22 protein-coding genes and 1 tRNA gene are annotated in these 22,559 nt (G+C 71.2%); 12 read left to right on the top strand and 11 right to left on the bottom strand.

The window, feature by feature from the left end; translation table 11 throughout:
* Positions 1-65: 65 nt before the first annotated feature.
* The 5 genes from acs (at position 66) to ABTY59_RS09780 (ending at position 5,415) form a co-directional block, all read left to right on the top strand.
* The gene (gene acs, locus ABTY59_RS09800; protein WP_403538510.1) at positions 66-2,021 is read left to right on the top strand and encodes an acetate--CoA ligase; all 1,956 of its coding nucleotides are present in this window, start codon (positions 66-68) and stop codon (positions 2,019-2,021) included.
* Positions 2,022-2,253: 232 nt separating this feature from the next.
* Entirely contained in the window at positions 2,254-3,642 is a 1,389-nt protein-coding gene (nhaA, locus tag ABTY59_RS09795) for a Na+/H+ antiporter NhaA (RefSeq protein ID WP_352018361.1), read from the top strand.
* A 38-nt stretch (positions 3,643-3,680) separates the two neighbouring features.
* Positions 3,681-4,166 (top strand): phage holin family protein, encoded by a 486-nt coding sequence (locus ABTY59_RS09790; protein ID WP_352018360.1) that lies wholly within the window; start codon positions 3,681-3,683, stop codon positions 4,164-4,166.
* Positions 4,163-5,098 carry an alpha/beta fold hydrolase gene (locus tag ABTY59_RS09785; protein WP_352018359.1) on the top strand — a complete coding sequence of 312 codons (936 nt, stop codon included), beginning with the start codon at positions 4,163-4,165 and terminating at the stop codon, positions 5,096-5,098. Before ABTY59_RS09790 ends, ABTY59_RS09785 begins: the two co-directional genes overlap by 4 nt.
* Positions 5,099-5,229: 131 nt before the next feature.
* Positions 5,230-5,415, top strand: coding sequence for a hypothetical protein (locus tag ABTY59_RS09780; protein WP_352018358.1), 186 nt, complete (start codon positions 5,230-5,232; stop codon positions 5,413-5,415).
* Between the two features lie 181 nt (positions 5,416-5,596).
* Here the strand turns inward: ABTY59_RS09780 and ABTY59_RS09775 are convergent, their stop codons facing one another.
* From ABTY59_RS09775 to nth, 3 genes are all read right to left on the bottom strand, one after another.
* Positions 5,597-6,796, bottom strand: a complete 1,200-nt coding sequence (locus ABTY59_RS09775; RefSeq protein WP_352018357.1) for a MarP family serine protease — start codon at positions 6,794-6,796, stop codon at positions 5,597-5,599.
* 79 nt (positions 6,797-6,875) lie between these two features.
* Complete coding sequence (locus tag ABTY59_RS09770) at positions 6,876-7,580, bottom strand: NUDIX hydrolase (protein WP_352018356.1); 705 nt, start codon at positions 7,578-7,580, stop codon at positions 6,876-6,878.
* A 174-nt stretch (positions 7,581-7,754) separates the two neighbouring features.
* Positions 7,755-8,603, bottom strand: a complete 849-nt coding sequence (gene nth / locus ABTY59_RS09765; RefSeq protein ID WP_502995347.1) for an endonuclease III — start codon at positions 8,601-8,603, stop codon at positions 7,755-7,757.
* A gap of 230 nt (positions 8,604-8,833) precedes the next feature.
* Between nth and ABTY59_RS09760 the strand changes: the two genes are divergently transcribed.
* Positions 8,834-9,508, top strand: a complete 675-nt coding sequence (locus ABTY59_RS09760; protein WP_015034542.1) for a Crp/Fnr family transcriptional regulator — start codon at positions 8,834-8,836, stop codon at positions 9,506-9,508.
* Positions 9,509-9,630: 122 nt separating this feature from the next.
* Here the strand turns inward: ABTY59_RS09760 and ABTY59_RS09755 are convergent, their stop codons facing one another.
* From ABTY59_RS09755 to sp36, 5 genes are all read right to left on the bottom strand, one after another.
* Positions 9,631-10,515, bottom strand: a complete 885-nt coding sequence (locus tag ABTY59_RS09755; RefSeq protein WP_352018354.1) for a prohibitin family protein — start codon at positions 10,513-10,515, stop codon at positions 9,631-9,633.
* 139 nt (positions 10,516-10,654) lie between these two features.
* Positions 10,655-11,485 carry an MBL fold metallo-hydrolase gene (locus ABTY59_RS09750; RefSeq protein ID WP_352018353.1) on the bottom strand — a complete coding sequence of 277 codons (831 nt, stop codon included), beginning with the start codon at positions 11,483-11,485 and terminating at the stop codon, positions 10,655-10,657.
* A complete protein-coding gene (locus ABTY59_RS09745) occupies positions 11,482-12,378 on the bottom strand; it encodes an NUDIX hydrolase (protein ID WP_352018352.1) in 897 nt (298 codons plus the stop codon). Before ABTY59_RS09745 ends, ABTY59_RS09750 begins: the two co-directional genes overlap by 4 nt.
* A gap of 88 nt (positions 12,379-12,466) precedes the next feature.
* On the bottom strand, positions 12,467-12,937 hold the full coding sequence (locus ABTY59_RS09740; protein WP_352018351.1) for a RidA family protein: 471 nt from the start codon (positions 12,935-12,937) through the stop codon (positions 12,467-12,469).
* A complete protein-coding gene (sp36, locus tag ABTY59_RS09735; protein WP_015034547.1) occupies positions 12,934-13,092 on the bottom strand; it encodes a Sp36 family protein in 159 nt (52 codons plus the stop codon). Before sp36 ends, ABTY59_RS09740 begins: the two co-directional genes overlap by 4 nt.
* 122 nt (positions 13,093-13,214) lie before the next feature.
* Here sp36 and bagA point away from each other — a divergent pair, with 122 nt between their 5' ends.
* Positions 13,215-14,177: an ATPase BagA gene (bagA, locus tag ABTY59_RS09730; protein WP_352018350.1), complete on the top strand. Its 963-nt coding sequence runs from the start codon at positions 13,215-13,217 to the stop codon at positions 14,175-14,177.
* A gap of 257 nt (positions 14,178-14,434) precedes the next feature.
* Positions 14,435-15,781: an ATPase BagB gene (bagB, locus tag ABTY59_RS09725; RefSeq protein ID WP_352018516.1), complete on the top strand. Its 1,347-nt coding sequence runs from the start codon at positions 14,435-14,437 to the stop codon at positions 15,779-15,781.
* Positions 15,782-15,844: 63 nt separating this feature from the next.
* Here the strand turns inward: bagB and ABTY59_RS09720 are convergent, their stop codons facing one another.
* Positions 15,845-16,189, bottom strand: coding sequence for a WhiB family transcriptional regulator (locus tag ABTY59_RS09720; protein WP_181924596.1), 345 nt, complete (start codon positions 16,187-16,189; stop codon positions 15,845-15,847).
* 517 nt (positions 16,190-16,706) lie between these two features.
* Between ABTY59_RS09720 and ABTY59_RS09715 the strand changes: the two genes are divergently transcribed.
* Positions 16,707-18,950, top strand: coding sequence for a transglycosylase domain-containing protein (locus ABTY59_RS09715; RefSeq protein ID WP_352018349.1), 2,244 nt, complete (start codon positions 16,707-16,709; stop codon positions 18,948-18,950).
* Positions 18,951-19,124: 174 nt separating this feature from the next.
* Here the strand turns inward: ABTY59_RS09715 and ABTY59_RS09710 are convergent, their stop codons facing one another.
* Entirely contained in the window at positions 19,125-19,589 is a 465-nt protein-coding gene (locus ABTY59_RS09710) for a GatB/YqeY domain-containing protein (RefSeq protein WP_352018348.1), read from the bottom strand.
* A 74-nt stretch (positions 19,590-19,663) separates the two neighbouring features.
* Here ABTY59_RS09710 and ABTY59_RS09705 point away from each other — a divergent pair, with 74 nt between their 5' ends.
* The 3 genes from ABTY59_RS09705 to ABTY59_RS09695 all read left to right on the top strand — a co-directional run bounded on the left by ABTY59_RS09705 (position 19,664) and on the right by ABTY59_RS09695 (position 21,618).
* Positions 19,664-20,602 carry a metallophosphoesterase gene (locus ABTY59_RS09705; protein ID WP_352018347.1) on the top strand — a complete coding sequence of 313 codons (939 nt, stop codon included), beginning with the start codon at positions 19,664-19,666 and terminating at the stop codon, positions 20,600-20,602.
* Positions 20,603-20,798: 196 nt separating this feature from the next.
* Positions 20,799-20,872: transfer RNA gene (locus ABTY59_RS09700), tRNA-Pro, on the top strand.
* Between the two features lie 212 nt (positions 20,873-21,084).
* Positions 21,085-21,618 carry an EF-hand domain-containing protein gene (locus ABTY59_RS09695; RefSeq protein ID WP_352018346.1) on the top strand — a complete coding sequence of 178 codons (534 nt, stop codon included), beginning with the start codon at positions 21,085-21,087 and terminating at the stop codon, positions 21,616-21,618.
* 9 nt (positions 21,619-21,627) lie between these two features.
* Here the strand turns inward: ABTY59_RS09695 and ABTY59_RS09690 are convergent, their stop codons facing one another.
* A complete protein-coding gene (locus tag ABTY59_RS09690) occupies positions 21,628-22,506 on the bottom strand; it encodes a glycosyltransferase family 2 protein (protein ID WP_352018345.1) in 879 nt (292 codons plus the stop codon).
* Positions 22,507-22,559 lie beyond the last annotated feature (53 nt).

Here is a 22,559-nt window from a genome sequence, read left to right as displayed (position 1 = left end):
TCTGACTGATGAGCTATGACGCGGGACACATACGCACAGAGGACGCCCTGGGAAAGGGAGATGTCGTGAGCAACGAATCCTTGGCCAACCTGCTCAAGGAAGAGCGGCGGTTCGCGCCGCCCACCGAGCTGGCCGCGGACGCCAATGTGACGGCGGAGGCGTACGAGCAGGCCAAGGCGGACAGGCTGGGCTTCTGGGCCGAGCAGGCGAGGCGCCTCAGCTGGGCCACCGAGCCGACCGAGACCCTCGACTGGTCGAACCCCCCGTTCGCCAAGTGGTTCGCCGACGGCGAGCTGAACGTGGCGTACAACTGCGTCGACCGGCACGTCGAGGCCGGGCACGGCGACCGGGTCGCCATCCACTTCGAGGGCGAGCCCGGCGACAGCCGCGCGATCACCTACGCCGAGCTCAAGGACGAGGTCTCCAAGGCCGCCAACGCCCTGACCGAGCTGGGCGTCCGCAAGGGCGACCGGGTGGCCGTCTACCTGCCGATGATCCCCGAGGCGGCCATCACGATGCTGGCCTGCGCCCGGGTCGGCGCCGCCCACTCGGTGGTCTTCGGCGGCTTCTCCGCCGACGCCGTCGCCTCCCGCATCCAGGACGCCGACGCCAAGCTGGTCGTCACCGCCGACGGCGGCTACCGCCGCGGCAAGCCGAGCGCCCTCAAGCCGGCCATCGACGAGGCCGTCGCCAAGTGCCCGCAGGTCGAGCACGTCCTCGTGGTCCGCCGTACGGGCCAGGACACCGCCTTCACCGAGGGCCGGGACGTCTGGTGGGACGACATCGTCGCCCGTCAGTCCGCCGAGCACACCCCGGAGGCGTTCCCGGCGGAGCACCCGCTCTTCATCCTCTACACCTCGGGCACCACGGGGAAGCCGAAGGGCATCCTGCACACCTCCGGCGGCTACCTCACGCAGGCCGCCTACACCCATCACGCCGTCTTCGACCTGAAGCCGGAGACCGACGTCTACTGGTGCACCGCCGACATCGGCTGGGTCACCGGGCACTCGTACATCGTCTACGGCCCGCTGGCCAACGGCGCGACGCAGGTCATGTACGAGGGCACGCCGGACACCCCGCACCAGGGCCGGTTCTGGGAGATCGTGCAGAAGTACGGCGTCACGATCCTCTACACGGCGCCCACCGCGATCCGCACGTTCATGAAGTGGGGGGACGACATCCCCGCGAAGTTCGACCTGTCCAGCCTGCGCGTGCTGGGCTCGGTCGGCGAGCCGATCAACCCCGAGGCCTGGGTCTGGTACCGCGAGCACATCGGCGCGAACAGGACCCCGATCGTGGACACCTGGTGGCAGACCGAGACCGGCGCGATGATGATCTCGCCGCTGCCGGGCGTCACCGAGACCAAGCCGGGCTCCGCCCAGCGCCCGCTGCCGGGCATCTCCGCCACCGTCGTGGACGACGAGGCGAACGAGGTCCCGAACGGCGGCGGCGGATACCTGGTCCTCACCGAGCCGTGGCCGTCGATGCTCCGCACCATCTGGGGCGACGACCAGCGCTACATCGACACGTACTGGTCCCGCTTCGAGGGCAAGTACTTCGCCGGTGACGGCGCCAAGAGGGACGACGACGGCGACATCTGGCTGCTCGGCCGGGTCGACGACGTCATGCTCGTCTCGGGCCACAACATCTCGACGACCGAGGTCGAGTCGGCCCTCGTCTCGCACCCGTCGGTCGCCGAGGCGGCCGTCGTCGGCGCCGCCGACGAGACGACCGGCCAGGCGATCGTCGCGTTCGTCATCCTGCGCGGCACGGCCAGCCAGGACGAGAACCTGGTCGCCGAGCTGCGCAACCACGTGGGCGCGACCCTGGGCCCGATCGCCAAGCCGAAGCGGATCCTGCCGGTGGCGGAGCTGCCGAAGACCCGTTCGGGCAAGATCATGCGCCGTCTGCTGCGCGACGTCGCGGAGAACCGTGAGCTGGGTGACGTCACCACCCTGACCGACTCCTCGGTCATGTCGCTCATCCAGACCCAGCTGCCGGCCACGTCCAGCGAGGACTGACCGGCCCGTACGCACCGTGAACGCCCGCCCCGAGCCACCGGGGCGGGCGTTCTCATGCCCGCCCCGAAGGGACGAAAGCCCCAGATCTCCCTAAAGTGAATCTCGCCGGACACCACTCGCGCTCGTTAGGTAAAGTAAGGACCGCGTCAGGAACGCGACAGAAAGACCTAGGTGAGCCGGGAAGTCTGGTCGGCATGTGCTTCGCCCTGCCTGCCCGACGGAGGTCTCCCCCGTGTCCGTACCCACCGACCGCAAGTTCCTCGGCCGCCTCTCGCTGCCCGAGCGGCGGTACATCGCCGACGCGCTGCGCGCCGAGACCGTCGGCGGAGTCCTGCTGCTCCTCGCCGCCGTCGCCGCCCTCATCTGGGCCAACACCTTCGGCGGCAGCTACGAGGCCGTGAGCGACTTCCACCTGGGCCCCGCCGCCCTCGGTCTCGACCTGTCGATCCAGCACTGGGCCGCCGACGGCCTGCTCGCGATCTTCTTCTTCGTCGCCGGCATCGAGCTCAAGCGCGAGCTCGTCGCGGGCGAGCTGCGCGACCCCAGGGCCGCCGCGCTCCCCGTCGTCGCCGCGCTCTGCGGCATGGCGGCCCCCGCCCTCGTCTACACCCTGGTGAACACGGTCGGCAACGGCTCCCTGGACGGCTGGGCCGTGCCCACCGCGACCGACATCGCGTTCGCGCTCGCCGTCCTCGCCGTCATCGGGACCTCGCTGCCGTCCGCGCTCCGCGCCTTCCTGCTCACGCTCGCCGTCGTCGACGACCTGTTCGCGATCCTGATCATCGCGATCTTCTTCACCAGCGACCTGAACTTCGCCGCGCTCGGCGGCGCCGTCGCCGGGCTCGCCGTCTTCTGGGTACTGCTCCGCAAGAACGTCCGCGGCTGGTACGTGTACGTGCCGCTGGCCCTGGTCATCTGGGGCCTGATGTACAACAGCGGCGTCCACGCCACCATCGCCGGCGTCGCCATGGGCCTGATGCTCCGCTGCACCACCCGGGAGGGCGAGGAGCAGTCCCCCGGCGAGCACATCGAGCACCTGGTCCGGCCGCTCTCGGCGGGGCTCGCCGTGCCGCTCTTCGCGCTCTTCTCCGCCGGCGTCAGCGTCTCCGGCGGGGCGATCCACGACGTGTTCACCCAGCCGGTCACCCTCGGCGTGGTCCTCGGTCTCGTCGTCGGCAAGGCGATCGGCATCTTCGGCGGCACCTGGCTCGCCGCCCGCTTCACTCGGGCCGAACTCAACCCGGACCTGGCCTGGCCGGACGTGTTCGCGGTCGCGACCCTCGCCGGGATCGGCTTCACCGTCTCGCTCCTCATCGGCGAACTCGCCTTCGCCGGCGACGCCGACCTCACCGACGAGGTGAAGGCCGCCGTCCTGGTCGGCTCGCTCGTCGCGGCCGTCCTCGCCTCCGTCCTGCTGAAGCTGCGGGTCCGGAAGTACCAGGCCCTCGTCTCCGACGAGGAGCGCGACGACGACGAGGACGGCATCCCCGACATCTACGAACAGGACAACCCGGAGTACCACCTGCGGATGGCCGAGATCTACGAGCGGAAGGCCGCGGAACACCGCGAGCGCGCCCAAGTGGCGGGGGCATCGCGCGATGGGGCCGACCGTCCGGCATGATCTGATTCGGACCGTAGACACAAGGAGAGGGAGCAGCGATGAGCGACCCGTTCGACGGCACCGAGCGCAGCCTCGGCCAGCTGGTCGCCTCGGCGACCGCCGAGATGTCCGCGCTGGTGCACGATGAGATCGCCCTGGCCAAGGCCGAGATCCGACAGGACGTCAAGCGCGGCGCGATCGGAAGCGTGGCGGGCATCGCCGCCGCCGTCGTGCTGCTGTTCTCGCTGCCGATGCTGAGCTTCGCACTCGCGTACGCCATCAACACCTGGACCGGTGGGCACAACGGCAACGGGGGCTGGAACCTCGTCTGGTGCTTCCTGCTGTCCTTCGCCTTCAACGTGCTGGTCGCGGGGCTCCTCGGCCTGATCGCGTACGCCAAGTTCAAGAAGGTCAAGCCGCCGGAGAAGTCCATCGCCTCCGCCAAGCAGACGGCGGCGATCATGCAGAACGCGAAGCCGCACCCCCGTCCCGAGCAGCGCCCGGCCCTTGAGAAGGCCTCCGCTGTGGCACGCTCGTCCGTATGACCCTCCCCGAGAGCAGCAACGGCAACGGCGGGCCCGTACGGCTCGACGGGCCGTGGACCCACCGTGACGTGGCCGCCAACGGCGCCCGCTTCCACATCGCCGAGATGGGTGACGGCCCGCTGGTGCTGCTCCTGCACGGCTTCCCGCAGTTCTGGTGGACCTGGCGCCACCAGCTGCCGGCCCTGGCCGAGGCCGGGTTCCGGGCGGTCGCGATGGACCTGCGCGGGGTGGGCGGCAGCGACCGCACGCCACGGGGTTACGACCCCGCCAACCTGGCCCTCGACATCACGGGCGTCGTCCGGTCGCTGGGCGAGCCGGACGCGGCGCTCGTCGGGCACGACCTGGGCGGCTACCTCGCCTGGACGGCCGCCGTGATGCGGCCCAAGCTGGTGCGCCGGCTGGTGGTCTCGTCGATGCCGCACCCGCGCCGCTGGCGCTCGGCGATGCTCTCCGACTTCGCGCAGTCGCGGGCCGGCTCGCACGTGTGGGGCTTCCAGCGGCCGTGGGTGCCGGAGCGTCAGCTCGTCGCGGACGACGGGGCGCTGGTGGGCGAGCTGATCCGGGACTGGTCCGGGCCGAAGCCCGTCGACGAGGCGGCCGTCGAGGTGTACCGGCGGGCGATGTGCGTGCCGTCGACGGCGCACTGCTCGATCGAGCCGTACCGCTGGATGGTGCGGTCGCTGGCCCGCCCTGACGGCATCCAGTTCAACCGGCGGATGAAGCGGCCGGTCCGGGTGCCGACGCTGCATCTGCACGGCTCCCTCGACCCGGTGATGCGGACCCGCAGCGCAGCGGGGTCCGGCGAGTACGTGGAGGCGCCGTACCGCTGGCGGCTCTTCGACGGTCTCGGGCACTTCCCGCACGAGGAGGACCCGGTGGCCTTCACCACGGAGCTCGTCAGCTGGTTGAAGGACCCCGAGCCCGACCGCTGAGTCCCCGTCACGGGACGGGAGCCCGGACAAGGCGTACGGGTGTCCCTCGAACGGCCATGTGCCTCGCGCATACTCCAATTGGCGGGCCCGGGTGAGGTTACCGACCTTGGCCCCCGGGCAGACGTCGAGGTATGGGCTGGACGCACGACTACGGTGACACGACAGCACGCCGCTCGGCCACGGGGCCGGGCTCCCGCGAGAGGGGTGGCCCGCCGGACCAGGGCCACGCGGCGCAAGGGGTGGGGATCTCGCGCATCCTGCGCCGCCGGGCCCGCTGGGTCTCGGCCCGGCTCCGGCACCCCAGAGACACCGCCTAGTGCTGTGGCCGGAAAGGTTTGCCGGGTCGCGGCGTCCGGTGCGGTGCATCGCAAGGCGGAGGGCCTCGGCTCGTACTGGACGTACTCGCGAGGGCCGACAACGCGGCGAGGTGCCGTGCCGGGCGTCGCGACCCGGTGAACCTTTCCGGTCACAGCACTAGCCGCCCCGCGGGGCGGGGGATCAGAGGGCGCAGCCCTGGGTGTCGACCTGCTGGTCGGCGGTCCTGCCGCGCTCGATGTCCTCGCGGATCTCGTCGGCCGTCAGGGCGTATCCGGTGTTCGCGTCGTCGAGGGAGCGGGCGAAGATCACTCCGTACACCTCGCCGTCCTCGGTGAGGAGCGGACCTCCGGAGTTGCCCTGGCGGACCGTCGCGTAGAGCGAGTAGACGTCCCTGCGGACCTCGTCGCGGTGGTAGATGTCGGGACCCTTGGCACTGATGCGTCCGCGCACGCGGGCGGAGCGGACGTCGTACGAGCCGTTCTCGGGGAATCCGGCGACGATCGCGTCGTCGCCGCTGCGGGCGCCCTCGTCGGTGAAGTCCAGCGGCGTGGCCTTGAGGTCCGGCACGTCGAGGACGGCGATGTCACGCCGCCAGTCGTAGAGGACGACCTTGGCGTCGTAGAGCTTGCCCTCGCCGCCTATCTGGACGGTCGGTTCGTCCACGCCGCCGACGACGTGGGCGTTGGTCATGATGCGGCGGTCGGCGAAGACGAAGCCGGTGCCTTCGAGGACCTTGCCGCAGCTCTGCGCGGTGCCGACGACCTTCACGATGGAGCGCTGCGCGCGGGCGGCCACGGGGCTGTCGGCGAGCGCCGGGTCGGGCGGCAGGACGGGGGTGATCGGCTCGTTCGCGAAGGGGCTGAAGACCTGGGGGAAGCCGCTGCGGGCCAGGGTGGAGCTGAAGTCGTCGAACCAGCCGGAGGCCTGAGTCGGCATCACCTGCTCGACCCCGAGCAGCACCTTGGAGTTCCGGACCTCCTTGCCCAGGGTGGGCAGCGAGGTGCGGGCGAGGGCGGAGCCGATCAGCCATGCCACGAGCAGCATCGCGACGACGTTGACGAGAGCGCCGCCGGTGGCGTCCAGGGCGCGGGCCGGTGACCAGGTGATGTGACGGCGCAGCTTGTTGCCCAGGTGGGTGGTGAACGCCTGGCCGACGGAGGCGCAGACGATGACCACCATCACGAAGACGACGGTGGCCGTGGTCGAGACCTCGCTGTTGTCGGTGAGCTGGTCCCAGAGGATCGGGAGCAGCAGGACGGCGACGAGACCGCCGCCCAGGAAGCCGATCACGGAGAGGATTCCGACCACGAATCCCTGGCGGTAACCGATGATCGCGAACCACACGGCGGCGAGCAGCAACAGGATGTCCAGCACGTTCACCGTCAATAGCCTCGCAGATTCGTTTCCGGTCACCCGGGGCCGGCCGGCCCCACGGCCGGCGCGCCCGGGGGTCAGCCTGTCATGAGCGCCAGTCGAGTGGGACCTGCTTGGACCGGTCCCAGGCGCGCTCCCAGCCGGCGTAGTGGAACAGCCGGTCGATGACCCCGGCCGTAAAACCCCAGACCAGGGCGGATTCGACGAGGAACGCGGGGCCCTGGTGGCCGCTCGGGTGCACGGTCGTCGCGCGGTTCCCGGGGTCCGTGAGATCCGCCACGGGCACGGTGAAGACGCGGGCGGTCTCGCCGGGGTCGACGACGCCGACCGGGCTGGGGTCGCGCCACCAGCCGAGGACGGGGGTGACGACGAAGCGGCTGACCGGGATGTAGAGCCGGGGCAGGACGCCGAAGAGCTGGACGCCCCGGGGGTCGAGGCCGGTCTCCTCCTCGGCCTCGCGCAGGGCGGCGCGCAGGAGTCCGCCGTCCGCCGGGTCGCCGTCCTCGGGGTCGAGGGCGCCGCCGGGGAAGGAGGGCTGTCCCGCGTGCGAGCGGAGGCTGCCGGACCGCTCCATGAGGAGCAGCTCGGGTCCGCGCTCGCCCTCGCCGAAGAGGACGAGGACGGCGGACTGGCGGCCCGCGCCGGTCTCGGGCGGCAGGAAGCGGCTCAGCTGCTCGGGCCGGATCGTGCGGGCGGCCCGGTCGACGGGCTCGAGCCAGTCGGGCAGCCCGTCGCGGCTGAGCAGGTCGGCCGCGCCGGGCCCGTGGATCTCTTCGTCAGTGCGCGTCATGGGCACCCCCGTGGTTCTCAACGCGATCGATGGACGGGTTCGTTCCCGGTGGGGTCGCCCCGGGAGCCGGTTCGGGCGTCCGGGAAGCCGGTTCGGGCGCCTCGGGAGCCGGTTCGGGCGTCCGGGAACGCCCCGGAGCCGGTTCGGGCGCCTGAGGTCGCCCCGGGAGCCGGTTCAGGCGTCGCCGCCCAGCGGGGGCGCCGGGCGGCCCGGGTAGCCGGCGGGCGGGTTGAGCCGCTGGCCGGGGAAGCCTCCCATCTCGTACTTGAGCAGCTTCCTCGCCTTCTCGGGGTCGGTCTCGCCCTCGCCGTACGCCGGGCAGAGGTGGGTGATGGGGCAGGCGCCGCAGGCCGGCTTGCGGGCGTGGCAGATCCGGCGGCCGTGGAAGATCACCCGGTGCGAGAGCATCGTCCACTCGCTCTTCGGGAAGATCGTGGCGACCTCGGCCTCGATCTTCACCGGGTCGTCGGACTCGGTCCACCGCCAGCGCCGGGCGAGGCGCATGAAGTGGGTGTCGACGGTGATACCGGGGACTCCGAAGGCGTTGCCGAGGACGACGAAGGCGGTCTTGCGGCCGACGCCGGGCAGCTTGACGAGGTCCTCCAGGCGGCCGGGGACCTGTCCGTCGAAGTCGTCCCTGAGGGCGGCGGCGAGCCCCATGATCGACTTGGTCTTTGCGCGGAAGAAGCCGGTGGGCCGGATCAGCTCCTCGACCTCCTCGGGGACGGCCGCGGCGAGGTCCTCGGGCGTGGGGTACTTCGCGAAGAGGGCGGGGGTCGTCTGGTTCACCCGCAGGTCGGTGGTCTGCGCCGAGAGGACCGTGGCGACGAGCAGCTCGAAGGGGTTGCGGAAGTCGAGCTCCGGGTGGGCGTACGGATAGACCTCGGCCAGTTCGCGGTTGATCCGGCGCGCCCGGCGGACCATCGCGAGCCGCGTCTCCGGCTTCGCAGCCTTCCGATTCGCGGCTTTCGCCCGTTTCGACACGCCGTGTTCGCCCACAGCGGAATCACCTTCGCCCGACACTCTTTCAGCCCCCTTGGCCTGCGCTCTCACCGGCGAGTTGGACACCCGGCCAGCCTAGGCGCCGACACCGACATCCGCCCCGGGCGTGGCCGATCAGAGCCCAATCGGGCCCCTGACGTACGGATGGGCGGCTCGGTACGTCAAACTTGTTGTGATTGATCGCACTGTTTTGTGCGTCCGGCATCATGGGACCCAGGTCCTTTGAGCAGGTCGACAGTAGGAGAGAACTCGTGGACGACGTTCTGCGGCGCGCCCCGCTCTTCGCGGCGCTCGATGACGAGCAGGCTGCCGAGCTGCGCGCCTCGATGAGTGAGGCGACGCTCGCCCGTGGCGACGCGCTCTTCCACGAGGGCGACCCCGGCGACCGCCTGTACGTGGTGACCGAGGGCAAGGTGAAGCTGCACCGCACCTCCCCCGACGGCCGCGAGAACATGCTGGCCGTCCTCGGCCCCGGCGAGCTCATCGGCGAGCTGTCCCTCTTCGACCCGGGCCCGCGCACCGCCACCGCCACCGCGCTGACCGAGGTCAAGCTCCTCGGCCTGGGCCACGGCGACCTCCAGCCCTGGCTGAACGCCCGCCCCGAGGTGGCCACCGCGCTGCTGCGCGCCGTCGCACGCCGGCTGCGCAAGACCAACGACCAGATGTCCGACCTGGTCTTCTCCGACGTGCCGGGCCGTGTCGCCCGTGCGCTCCTCGACCTGTCGCGCCGCTTCGGCGTGCAGTCGGAGGAGGGCATCCACGTCGTCCACGACCTCACCCAGGAGGAGCTGGCCCAGCTGGTCGGCGCCTCCCGCGAGACGGTCAACAAGGCGCTCGCCGACTTCGCCCAGCGCGGCTGGCTGCGCCTGGAGGCCCGTGCCGTGATCCTGCTGGACGTGGAGCGCCTCGCGAAGCGCTCGCGCTGAGCACCTCCGTACACGCGAAGAAGGCCGCCCCGGTCCGAGGACCGGGGCGGCCTTCCGCGTCCCCGGGGCCGTCCGGCACCCCGCGCGCCGGGCGCGGCTCTCCGGACGGCCCCGCGGGGCGGTCAGCGCTTGGAACCGTCCACGATCACCGGGGCGGAGCCGGCGTTCCCGCAGGGCACCGCGTAGACCGGGTTCTTCGTCGCGGCCTCCTTGTACGCCTCGATGCACTGGTTCATCAGGACCTTGTCCGTCAGCGAGTCGTTGAGGATCTTGTTGGCGCGGGCGATGCCCTCCGCCTCGATGCGACGGCGGTCGGCCTCGGCCTTGGCGGTACGGGAGGCCTCCGTGGCCCGCTCGGTGGCCTGCTGCTGCTGGATCTTGCGGTCGATCTGGGCCTGGAGGGAGTCCGACGGCTTCACGTTGCGCAGGTTGACCGTGGTCACGTCGATGCCGCGCGGCGCGAGACGCTCCGTGATCAGGCGGCCGATCTCGGCGTTGATCTTCTCGCGCTCGGAGGCGTAGCCCTGCTCGCTCGTGTAGTGCGCGAAGACGTTGCGGACGATCTCGCGGCTGTCCGGGTAGACGAGCCGCTGCTGGATGGCGTCCTCGCTGCCCGCGAGCTTGTACAGCTCGACGGACTTGGCCTGGTCGACCGACCACTTCACCGTGACCTCGGCGTACATGACGCCGCCCTGCGAGGAGCGGACCTCGACCACGTCCTTGTCGGAGAGGTTGAGGTCGACCGGGCGGGTGGAGAAGGTCGTGACGTCCGTGAACGGCGACTTGACGTGCATGCCCGAGGTCATGGGCGAGCCCACCTTGCCGAAGGCGACCGGCACGCCCACCTCGTACGCGCTGATCACGTACGTCATGCTCACGATCAGCGAGAAGAGGCCGGCCAGGACGGCACCGAGGGCGCCGAACTTCAGCCCGGTGGAGTCGTTGGCGCGGCCGACGAAAAAGAGCACCACTGCGGCTATGACCAGCAGGATGGCGATGACGAACACGGGCGTTCCCCCCGAAAGCTACGGCCAGAAGTAAGCGGAGCGTAAAACACGGGTCAGGGGCGTCAAAAGGCCGGGGGGCGCCTCGGGACAGGATCGTGACGACAGCTCCGAGCCCCCTCGGAGCTGTCGGCGCGCGGTCCTACACCAGACCCCGCTCCCTCAGGTACTCCAGCTGCGCCCGCACGGACAGCTCGGCCGCCGGCCACAGCGAGCGGTCCACGTCCGCGTACACACGGGCGACGACCTCCGCCGCCGTCCGGTGCCCCTCCTCGACCGCCGTCTCGACCTGTGCGAGCCGGTTCGCCCGGTGAGCCAGGTAGAACTCCACCGCGCCCTGCGCGTCCTCCAGGACCGGCCCGTGCCCCGGCAGGACCGTGTGCACCCCGTCGTCGACGGTCAGCGACCGCAGCCGCCGCAACGAGTCCAGATAGTCCCCGAGCCGCCCGTCCGGGTGCGCGACCATCGTCGTCCCGCGCCCCAGGATCGTGTCGCCCGTCAGCACCGCCCGGTCGGCCGGCAGATGGAAGGAGAGCGAGTCCGAGGTGTGCCCGGGCGTCGGGACGACCCGCAGCTCCAGGCCGCCGACCGTCACCACGTCCCCCGCGCCGAGCCCCTCGTCGCCGAGGCGCAGCGCCGGATCCAGGGCCCGCACGGCCGTCCCGGTGAGCTCGGCGAAGCGGCCGGCGCCCTCCGCGTGGTCCGGGTGGCCATGGGTCAGCAGGGTCAGCGCGACCCGCTTGCCGAGCTTCTCGGCGGTGTCGATCACCTGCCGGAGATGACCGTCGTCGAGCGGCCCCGGGTCGACGACCACGGCCAGTCCGGAGCCCGGCTCGGAGAGCAGCCAGGTGTTGGTGCCGTCGAGGGTCATCGCGGACGGGTTCGGCGCCAGGACGTTCACGGCGCGGTCCGTCGCGGGCCCGGAGACCACCAGTCCGCGCGGCTGCCCCGGCAGGGCGGCGGCGTCGCTCATCGCGCACCCCCCGTGGGGATGACCTTGGTGAACTCCTCGTGCCCCGGCCAGCTCAGGACCAGCTCGTCGCCCTCCAGACGGGCCTGCGCGAGGACGGGGGCCATGTCCTGCTCCCCGGCCGCCGCGAGCGCCTCGGCGGCCGTCCCGTACGGCTCCAGGGCGCGCAGGGTCGAGATCGTCGGCGGCATCATCGTCAGCTCGCCCCGGTCGTAGCCCGCGGCGGCCTCCGCCGGGCGGATCCAGACCGTGCGGTCGGCCTCCCCCGAGACGTCCCGGGTGCGCTGGCCGGGCGGCAGCGCCGCCACGAAGAACCAGGTGTCGAACCGCCGCTGTTCGAACTCCGGGGTGATCCAGCGGGCCCAGGCGCCCAGCAGGTCCGAGCGCAGGACGAGCCCGCGCCGGTCCAGGAAGTCCGCGAAGGACAGCTCCCGGGCGACCAGCGCCGCCCGGTCCCGCTCCCAGTCCTCGCCGGTCGTGTCGCCGACGACGCCGTCCTCGGTCTCCCCGGCGAGCAGCACGCCCGCCTCCTCGAACGTCTCGCGCACGGCGGCGCAGACCACGGCCTGGGCCTGCGCCGCGTCGTCGAGGCCGAGCCGGGCCGCCCACGTCTCCAGGGACGGACCCGCCCAGCGCACCGGCTGCTCGTCGCGCGGGTCGACGCCGCCGCCGGGGTAGGCGTACGCGCCGCCCGCGAAGGCCATCGAGGTGCGGCGGCGCAGCATGTGGACGTCGGGCCCGGCGGCCCCGTCCCGCAGCAGCAGGACGGTGGCGGCGCGCCGGGGCGCCACCGGGGTGAGCTCGCCGGCGGCGAGGGCGCGGATGCGGTCGGGCCACTCCGCCGGATACCACTGACCGTTCGACTGCTTCGGCTGCTTCGGCTGACCATTCGACATGGCCGGATGCTATGCGCAAGCATCGGAATGCACGAGAGCCGGTTTCCTCCCGAGGGAGAAAACCGGCTCCACGCGTGCGTACGGGCGATCAGGCCTCGACGAGCTCGACCTGGACCTCGACCTCGACCGGCGCGTCGAGCGGCAGCACGGCGACGCCGACGGCGCTGCGCGCGTGCACGCCCTTCTCGCCGAGGATGTCGCCGAGCAGCTCGCTGGCGCCGTTGATGACGGCGGGCTGACCGGTGAAGTCGGCGGCGGAGGCGACGAAGCCCACGACCTTCACGACGCGCTTGATGCGGTCGAGGTCACCGGCGACCGACTTCACGGCCGCGAGCGCGTTGAGCGCGCAGGTGGCGGCGAGCGCCTTGGCCTCCTCGGCCGTGACCTCGGCACCGACCTTGCCGGTCAGCTGGAGCTTGCCCGCCACCATCGGGAGCTGGCCCGAGGTGTAGACGTACACGCCGGACTGCACGGCCGGCTGGTAGGAGGCGATCGGGGGCACGACCTCGGGCAGGGTCAGGCCGAGCTCGGCGATCCGCGCCTCGACGGCCCCGCTCACGACTTGGCCCGCTTCAGGTAGGCCACGAGCTGCTCGGGGTTGTTCGGCCCGGGCACGACCTGGACGAGCTCCCAGCCGTCCTCGCCCCAGGTGTCCAGAATCTGCTTGGTCGCGTGCACCAGAAGCGGCACCGTGACGTACTCCCACTTGGTCATGGGGCCGACTGTATCCGCTGCCGTCCCGGCTCCCGCCCCGGCTCCCCCGAGGCTCCCCCTAGGTGGCTTCTCCGGGGCGGCCTGCTGATTGCGCGCGGCCGCCAGTGGTTAGGCTCGAGATCGTGAGCAGGCTCCAGGTCGTCAGCGGCAAGGGCGGTACCGGTAAGACGACGGTCGCCGCCGCCCTCGCCCTCGCCCTCGCGACGGAGGGGAAGCGCACCCTCCTCGTCGAGGTCGAAGGCAGGCAGGGCATCGCACAGCTCTTCGAGACGGAAGCCCTTCCGTACGAGGAGCGCAAGATCGCCGTCGCGCCGGGCGGCGGCGAGGTGTACGCGCTGGCGATCGACGCCGAGCGCGCGCTCCTCGACTACCTCCAGATGTTCTACAAGCTGGGCGGTGCCGGACGGGCCCTGAAGAAGCTCGGCGCGATCGACTTCGCGACGACGATAGCGCCGGGCGTCCGGGACGTGCTGCTGACCGGGAAGGCCTGCGAGGCGGTCCGGCGGCGCGAGAAGGACGGCCGCCCGGTCTACGACCACGTGGTCATGGACGCGCCGCCCACCGGCCGGATCACCCGCTTCCTCAACGTGAACGACGAGGTCGCGGGCCTGGCCAGGATCGGCCCGATACACAATCAGGCGCAGGCCGTCATGCGGGTCCTCAAGTCCCCCGAGACCGCCGTGCACCTGGTGACCCTCCTGGAGGAGATGCCGGTCCAGGAGACCGCTGACGGCATCGCGGAGCTGCGGGCCGCCGAGCTGCCGGTGGGCAGGGTCGTGGTGAACATGGTCCGCCCGCACGTCCTGGACGAGGCGGCGGTACGGGCGGCCTCCGGCGACCACCGGGACGCGATCGCGCGGACGCTGGCCGCCGCCGGCGTCACGGGCGGCGCGCGCCTGGTCGAGCCGCTCCTGGACCAGGCGGCCGAGCACGCGCGACGGGTGGAGCTGGAGCGGACGCAGCGCTCGGCCCTGGACGGCGTCGGCGTCCCCTCGTACGAACTCCCCTTCCTCGGGGACGGAGCGGACATCGCCGGGCTCTACCGGCTGGCGAAGGAACTGCGGAAGCAAGGGGTGGGCGCGTGACGGAGAAGGCGGGCGCCGAGACGACGGCCGCGGGGGCGACCGACGACACGGGTACAGGGGGCGACGAGGGCTCCGGGCGGGACGCGGGGACGAGGCGGGACGACGGCCACGGGCGAGACGGGGCGACCGGGCACGACGACGGCCACGGGCGGGACTCGGGGACCGGGCACGACCACGGCCACGGGCGAGACGGGGCGACCGGGCACGACGACGGCCACGGGCGGGACTCGGGGACCGAGCACGACGACGGGTCCGGGATCGATCGCGCGCCCCGGCTCGACCTGGATCCGCTGCTCGACGACCGGGGCACCCGCATCATCGTCTGCTGCGGCGCCGGCGGGGTCGGGAAGACGACCACGGCGGCGGCCCTCGGCGTGCGGGCGGCGGAGCGCGGCCGGCGGGTCGTCGTCCTCACCATCGACCCGGCGCGCCGGCTCGCCCAGTCCATGGGCATCGACTCCCTCGACAACACGCCCCGCAAGGTCGACGGCATCAAGGGCTCCGACGGCGGAGAACTGCACGCCATGATGCTCGACATGAAGCGGACCTTCGACGAGATCGTCGAGGCGCACGCGGACCCCGAGCGGGCGCGGGCGATCCTGGAGAACCCCTTCTACCAGTCCCTGTCCGCCGGCTTCGCCGGTACGCAGGAGTACATGGCGATGGAGAAGCTGGGCCAGCTCCGGGCCCGCGACGAGTGGGACCTGATCGTCGTCGACACCCCGCCGTCCCGGTCCGCGCTCGACTTCCTGGACGCGCCGAAGCGGCTCGGGTCCTTCCTCGACGGGAAGTTCATCAAGCTGCTGATGGCCCCGGCGAAGGTGGGCGGCCGGGCCGGGATGAAGTTCCTCAACGTCGGCATGTCGATGATGACGGGGACCCTGGGAAAGCTGCTCGGGGGTCAGTTCCTCAAGGACGTGCAGACGTTCGTGGCCGCGATGGACACGATGTTCGGCGGTTTCCGGACCCGCGCGGACGCCACGTACAAGCTGCTCCAGGCCCCGGGCACGGCCTTCCTCGTGGTCGCCACACCGGAGCGGGACGCGCTGCGCGAGGCCGCGTACTTCGTGGAGCGGCTGGCCGCCGAGGACATGCCGCTGGCCGGGCTCGTCCTCAACCGAGTCCACGGCAGCGGCGCCGCGCGTCTTTCGGCCGAGCGGGCGCGGGCCGCCGCGGAAAATCTTGACGAGGGGCGCATTGTGGATCAGGGCGACGGGAAGGCTGGACACGGTGGCTCCCCGGCCACCGGAACCGAGCGCCAGCCCGAGCCCGATCCCGAGCACGAGCCGAACGATCTCGCCACCGCCGCCGCACTGTCCGTATCCGAGGCTGCCCCCACAGCCGACCCGGCACAGGAAACACCGGCACAACCCACAGACGCATCGGACGTCGACGTGCGTCATCTCACCGCGGGACTTCTGCGCCTGCATGCCGAGCGCATGCGGGTGCTCGCGCGTGAGCAGCGCACGCGCGACCGCTTCACCGCGCTCCACCCCGAGGTGGCGGTGACCGAAGTGGCCGCCCTGCCCGGCGATGTGCACGACCTCGCCGGGCTGCGGGCCATCGGTGACCGGCTCACGGCGGGGCGGACGCCCTCGGCCTGAGCCGTCTCGCGTACGAGTACCCGTATCCGTACTCGTACCCGCGTCTTCTCGTACGGGTCGGGGCTAGCCGACCGCGGCGTACGCCTCGTACGTGGCGTCGTCGTCGATCGCGACGGGCAGCAGGCCCGCGCCGCGCTCGTACTCGGTGCGCGCGGTCTCCAGGAGCCGGCGCCACGAGGTGACGGTCGGCCTGCGGCGCAGCAGGGCACGGCGCTCGCGCTCCGTCATGCCGCCCCACACACCGAATTCCACGCGGTTGTCGAGGGCGTCGGCGAGACACTCGGTCCGCACCGGGCATCCGGTGCACACCGCCTTTGCCCTGTTCTGTGCCGCTCCCTGCACGAAAAGTTCATCCGGATCGGTAGTGCGGCAGGCCGCCTGCGCACTCCAGTCAGCTACCCAGCCCATACCGGCGCCGTCCTCTCCCGAATCGAGGCTCCCCCACGGCGGCAGCGGCATATTCACCGCTGCCAGTTGGGACGTTACGGAAGGTGGGCACAGCGCAACACCCCCTTCGGGCCCAATCTTGAATGGCCCGAACGGACTATGCGTGCGCGTCAGATCACCCAGGGGAGTGATCGAAGGACATGCGTGTGATACGGGACATACCGGACGGATATGCCCTTCCTCGGCGGGGTCGCTTCGGACACCGCGTGACGCATGAGCCGGAATCGGACACGAGCTTCCCGTGTTTCGGGGTCACGGGAATTCATACCGATGTCACGCACGGGTCTTGATGCACGACCACACTGCTGTGACAGTTGGGAGCAGCTTAGGCCAAGGCATACACGTGTGTCCGGCGAATGCGAACGTAGGCCGTCGACGCCCGGGGCCCACCGCCCGGATGTCACGGTCTGGTACGCGAACGCTCCGGGAAGCCCCTGCTCACCCTGATCGCACAGCTCTACGGATTAGGCTGCCCCTCATGGCAAAGAAGCGCTCGGGCGGTGGTCTGACCGGGACCCAGCAGGCCGCCAAGTTCCTCGGTGTCAGTGTGCTCGCCGGAGCCGTGCTGGCGGGCATCGCCCTGCCCGCGGCCGGGGCACTCGGACTGGCCGCGAAGGGCACGGTGGAGGGGTTCGACGAGATCCCCTCCAACCTGAAGACCCCACCGCTGAGTCAGCGCACCACGATCCTGGACGCCGAGGGCGGTCTGATCGCCACGGTGTACTCGCGGGACCGGCAGGTCGTACCGATCGACAAGATCTCCCCGTACATGCAGAAGGCGATCGTCGCGATCGAGGACGGTCGTTTCTACGAGCACGGGGCGATCGACCTCAAGGGCGTGCTGCGCGCCATCAACCGCAACGCGCAGTCGGGCGGGGTCGCGCAGGGCGCGTCCACGCTGACCCAGCAGTACGTGAAGAACGTCTTCGTCGAGGAGGCCGGTGACGACCCCGAGAAGGTCGCGCAGGCCACCCAGCAGACCATCGGCCGCAAGGTCCGCGAGCTGAAGTTCGCGATCCAGGTCGAGGAGGAGCTGGGCAAGAAGAAGATCCTGGAGAACTACCTCAACATCACGTTCTTCGGCCAGCAGGCCTATGGCATCGAGGCCGCCTCCCAGCGGTACTTCTCCAAGCACGCCGCCGACCTCGACCTGGGCGAGGCGGCGATGATGGCCGGACTCGTCCAGTCGCCGAGCCGCTACGACCCGATCAACGACATCCAGGAAGCCACGAAGCGCCGCAACGTGGTCCTCCAGCGGATGGCCGACGTGAAGGACATCAGCCAGGCCGAGGCGGACAAGGCGAAGGCCACCCCCCTGAAGCTGAAGGTCAAGACGCCGAAGAACGGCTGCATCACCGCCGTCGACGGCGCCGGCTTCTTCTGCGACTACGTCCGCAAGACGATCCTCAACGACGCGACCTTCGGCAAGACGGCCGAGGAGCGGCAGAAGCTGTGGAACCTGGGTGGTCTCACCATCAGGACCACGCTCGACCCGCGCGCCCAGGCCGCCGCCAACGAGGCCGCCGTAGCGAAGATCAACAAGGACGACCCGGTCGCCGCCTCGGTGGTCCAGGTCCAGCCCAAGACCGGCCGCATCCTGGCGATGGGTCAGTCCCGCCCGTACGGCCTCGACCAGAAGCAGCACCAGACGACCCTGAACCTCGCCGTCGGCAGCAAGATGGGCGGCACGACGTACGGCTTCCAGGTCGGTTCGACGTTCAAGCCGATCACGGCGGCGGCGGCGCTCGAGAAGGGCATCAGCCCGGCCCAGAGCTTCAACGACCCGGCGCAGATCAACATCGGCGAGAACGAGTACACGCGCTGCGACGGCAAGCCCTCCGGTTACGCGAACTGGGAGGTGAACAACGAGACCAAGTCCGAGAAGGGCGTCTATGACATGACCAGCGCCCTCGGCAAGTCCATCAACACCTACTTCGCCCGCCTGGAGCAGATGGCCGGTCTCTGCGAGACGCTGACCATGGCGAAGAACGTCGGCTACGAGCGCGAGCTGGGCAAGCCCATCAAGCAGAGCCCGTCCGTCACCCTCGGCAGCATCGAGAGCACCCCGCTCGACATGGCGTCCGTCTACGCGACCTTCGCCAACCGCGGCATCTACTGCACCCCGGTCGCCATCGAGTCGATCAAGGCCGCCAACGGCGACAAGCTGAACGTGCCGCAGACCAAGTGCACCCGGGCCATGAGCGACCGGACCGCCGACACCGTCAACCAGATGCTGAAGGGCGTCGTCGAGGACGGCACCGGTACGAAGGCCGGTCTCAGCGACCGCGACAACGCGGGCAAGACCGGTACGACCAACGACCGCAAGGACGCCTGGTTCGTCGGCTACACCCCGAACCTGTCCACCGCCGTCTGGGTCGGCGACGACGTCGGCGAGAAGAAGTCGATGTACGACATCACCATCGGCGGCGAGTACTACGAAAAGGTCTGCGGTGGCTGCCTCCCCGGCCCCATCTGGAAGATCGCGATGACGGGCGCCCTGGACGCGGGCCAGACCCCGGGCTTCGTGCCCGTCGCCGTGCCTCGGGCCCAGCAGCCCAAGGACCCGGAGAAGGAGGGCGACGAGGGCCCGAACAAGCCCCGGAAGCCCGGCAACAACAAGCCCGGCGACAAGCCGACCGACCCGATCGGCGGGATCACGCTCCCGCCGGATCTGATCGGCGGCGGGGACGGACGCGGCAACGGCCGCGGCGGAAACCGCTGACGCGCCACTGATACGAGGAGGGGCGCCCCACCGGCCGGTGGGGCGCCCCTCCTCGTACGTGCTCCGCGGATCGGTCCGCCGGCCGGATCAGCCCGCGAGGTCGATCAGGTCCGCGAGGTCGATCAGGTCCGCGAGGTCGATCCGTCCGCGAGGTCGATCGGTCCGCGAGCCGGATCAGCCCGCGAGGAGCTTCTTCACCGCGGCGGCGACGCGGCCGCCCTCGGCCTGGCCCGCCACCTTCGGGTTCACGATCTTCATGACGGCGCCCATGGCACGCGGCCCCTCGGCACCGCCCGCCTTCGCCTCCTCGACGGCCGCCGCGACGATCCCGTCGAGCTCCTCGTCGCTGAGCTGCTTCGGCAGGTACGCGTCGAGGAGGACGCCCTCGGCCTGCTCGCGCTCGGCCGACTCGGGGCGACCGCCCTTGGCGAAGGCGTCCGCGGCCTCGCGGCGCTTCTTCGCCTCCTTCGCGATCACCTTCAGCACCTCGTCGTCGGAGAGTTCGCGCTTGCTGGTGCCCGCGACCTCCTCCTTCGTGATCGCGGTGATGGTGAGCCGCAGGGTCGAGGAGCGCAGTTCGTCGCGCTCCCGGATCGCGGCGTTGAGGTCGTCCTGGAGCTTCGCCTTGAGCGTGGTCATGGGGTCAAGTGTGGCAGGTGCGCCGCCCCCACCGCCCGCGCATTTCGGGTCGGCGGGTCTGCGACGATGGTGCGATGCGCGCACGGTACGGGATCCCCCTGAAGATCACGGCAGGCCTCACGGCGACGGCAGCGGCCGGAGTCGTCTACGCGGCGGGCTTCGAAGCCCGCTCCTTCCGGCTCCGCCGGGTGACGGTCCCGGTCCTCCCGCGCGGCATGCGCGACCTGCGGGTCCTCCAGGTCTCCGACATCCACATGGTGACCGGACAGCGCAAGAAGCGGGCCTGGCTGCAGTCCCTCGCCGGGCTCCGCCCCGACTTCGTCGTCAACACCGGCGACAACCTCTCCGACACGGAGGCCGTGCCGGAGGTGCTCGACGCGCTCGGGCCGCTCATGGAGTTCCCCGGCGTGTACGTCTTCGGCTCCAACGACTACTACGGCCCCATGCTGCGCAACCCGGCCCGCTACCTCCTGGAGAAGGTGCAGGGGAAGCACGGCCTCAACGGCAACCCGCCGGTCGTCGGCGCCGTGCACAACCCGTGGGAGGACCTGCGGGACGCCTTCGACGCGGCCGGCTGGGTCAACCTGACCAACACCCGCGGCCGGCTGAAGCTGCCGCAGGCCGAGCTCGCCTTCACCGGCCTCGACGACCCGCACATCAAGCGCGACCGGTACGAGCGGGTGGCCGGCGGCCCCGACGAGTCGGCCGACTTCACGGTGGGCGTCGTGCACGCCCCGTACCTGCGGGCGCTCGACGCGTTCACGGCCGACGGGTACGAGCTGGTCCTCGCCGGGCACACCCACGGCGGCCAGCTGTGCATCCCCTTCTACGGGGCGCTGGTCACCAACTGCGACCTGGACACGGACCGGGTGAAGGGCCTCTCCACGCACACCGTCGCCGACCGGACCTCGTACCTCCACGTCTCGGCGGGCTGCGGCACCAACCGCTTCACCCCCGTCCGCTTCGCCTGCCCGCCCGAGGTCACCCTGCTCACCCTGACGGCGCGCGCCTGACCACCCGCGGTGGGGGCACGCTCCCGCCCCACACCGCGGCCGTGCCGGCCTCGGCCGTGATGCCGCCCGCCGCGGCCGTCGGCCTGGACCGCATCCGACCTGCGCCGAGGTCCCCCGAATACCGGATTTCGTCTGAGCGCGCGCGTGGGCTAAAGTAATCGATGTCGCCGCGACGTGAAGAACAAAGCAGCGACATCGGGGTGTAGCGCAGCTTGGCAGCGCGCTTCGTTCGGGACGAAGAGGTCGTGGGTTCAAATCCCGCCACCCCGACAGCCGTAAGACCAGTTCAGGGGCCTGATCCGCGCAAGCGGGTCGGGCCCCTGAGTGGTTTCCGGGGACGTCCTGAGCCCCGCCCGCCCGCTCCCCTGACTCCTGGGGGTGATCCTTGGCCGTCGGCTGGCGGGTCTCCCGCCCACGGAGGGCGTTCCTGTCGATCATCCGGTACGTACCCGCACGCGGCTCCACGTGAAGGAAGCTCCGGAATGGCGATCCCCCAGACCACGGCACATGTGTCCCCTGCCGAACGCGCGACCCCGAAGGCCCGCATCTACGCGATGCTCGACACCGACGGGGACGGAGTGGCGTCGAAGCACGACTACTTCGTCCGGATCGACCGCGCCCAGCGGGCGACCGGGCGCAGCGACGACGACCCCCTGGTCGTCGCCGCACGCGCCACCGGTGAAAGGGCCTGGGCCGCGATGGACGCCAACGGCGACGGCGTGATGACGTACGAGGAGTACATCGCCTGGGTGGACGCGGAGAAGTTCGACACCATCTGCCAGTACGCCCTGGGCGCGCTGTTCGACCTCGCCGACGCCGACCGGGACGGCGCACTGGACCGCGCCCAGTTCACGATGCTTCGCCAGGCCCTCGGCAACCCGGCCGACAACGCCGGGACCGCCTTCGACGCGCTGGACAGCGACGGCGACGGGCGCGTCGGGCGCGTCGAGTACCTGGCCTCGATCCGCGCGTACGTCACGGGCGAGGACTCCCCCATGGGCGACGCGCTGTACTGACCGGCCCGGTCAGATCACCGGGGGGCGGCCCAGGCGGGTCATGTGGAGGACCGTGGTCCAGCGCATCGGGCTGCGGGGGCCGCAGGAGCGGCGGACGCCCTCGGCGAAACCGCCGAACCAGGCCTTGAGGCCCGGCAGGGAGCGGGTGCGGGCCAGGGTCAGCAGCGTCCACACGCCCAGGTAGACGGGGACGAGCAGGACCGGCAGGTTGCGCTTGGCCAGCCAGACGCGGTTGCGGGCTGTCATCCGGTAGTAGACGGCGTGCCGGGCCGGGCTGGTCTTCGGGTGCTGGAGGAGGAGCTCGGGGGCGTACAGGACCTTCCAGCCCGCGTCGAGGGCACGCCAGGCGAGGTCGGTCTCCTCGTGGGTGAAGAAGAAGTCCTCCGGCCAGCCGCCGATCCGGTCGAGCATCGCCATCGAGAGGCCGTGGCCGCCGCCGAGGAAGGTGGTGACCTCGCCGCCGCGCAGCGGGTCCTTCGCCCCGAGCCGGGGGACATGCCGGCGCTGGGTCTCGCCGGTCTCGTCGGCGATGCGGAACGAGACGATGCCGAGTCGCGGGTCCGCCTCGTACAGGTCCGCGAGGCGGCGGAAGACGTCCTCGTCGACGAGGAGCCCGTCGTCGTCGAGGTCCACGACGATGTCGACGTCGCCGAACGCGCGGAGCGTCTCGATCGCGACGTTGCGCCCGCCCGAGACACCCCGGTTCTCCGGGAGTTCGATGCCGGTGACGCCCTCGGGCAGGGCCGGGAGCGACCCGGTGCCGTTGCCGACGACGACGATCCGGGCGGCGGGCTCGTCCTGCCCCGCCACGGCGTCGAGCAGCGCCCGCAGCTCGGCCGGGCGCGTGCCCATCGTCAGTACGGCCACACCTACACGCGGTCGCGCCACGCCCCACTCCGTCCATGTCCGCCGGAACTCGCTCCGGGCCGCGATGCTAACCG

This window comes from Streptomyces sp. NPDC096079 (genome assembly GCF_040303145.1).
GTDB lineage: Bacteria > Actinomycetota > Actinomycetes > Streptomycetales > Streptomycetaceae > Streptomyces.
This window is presented reverse-complemented; position numbering and strand designations above follow the sequence as displayed.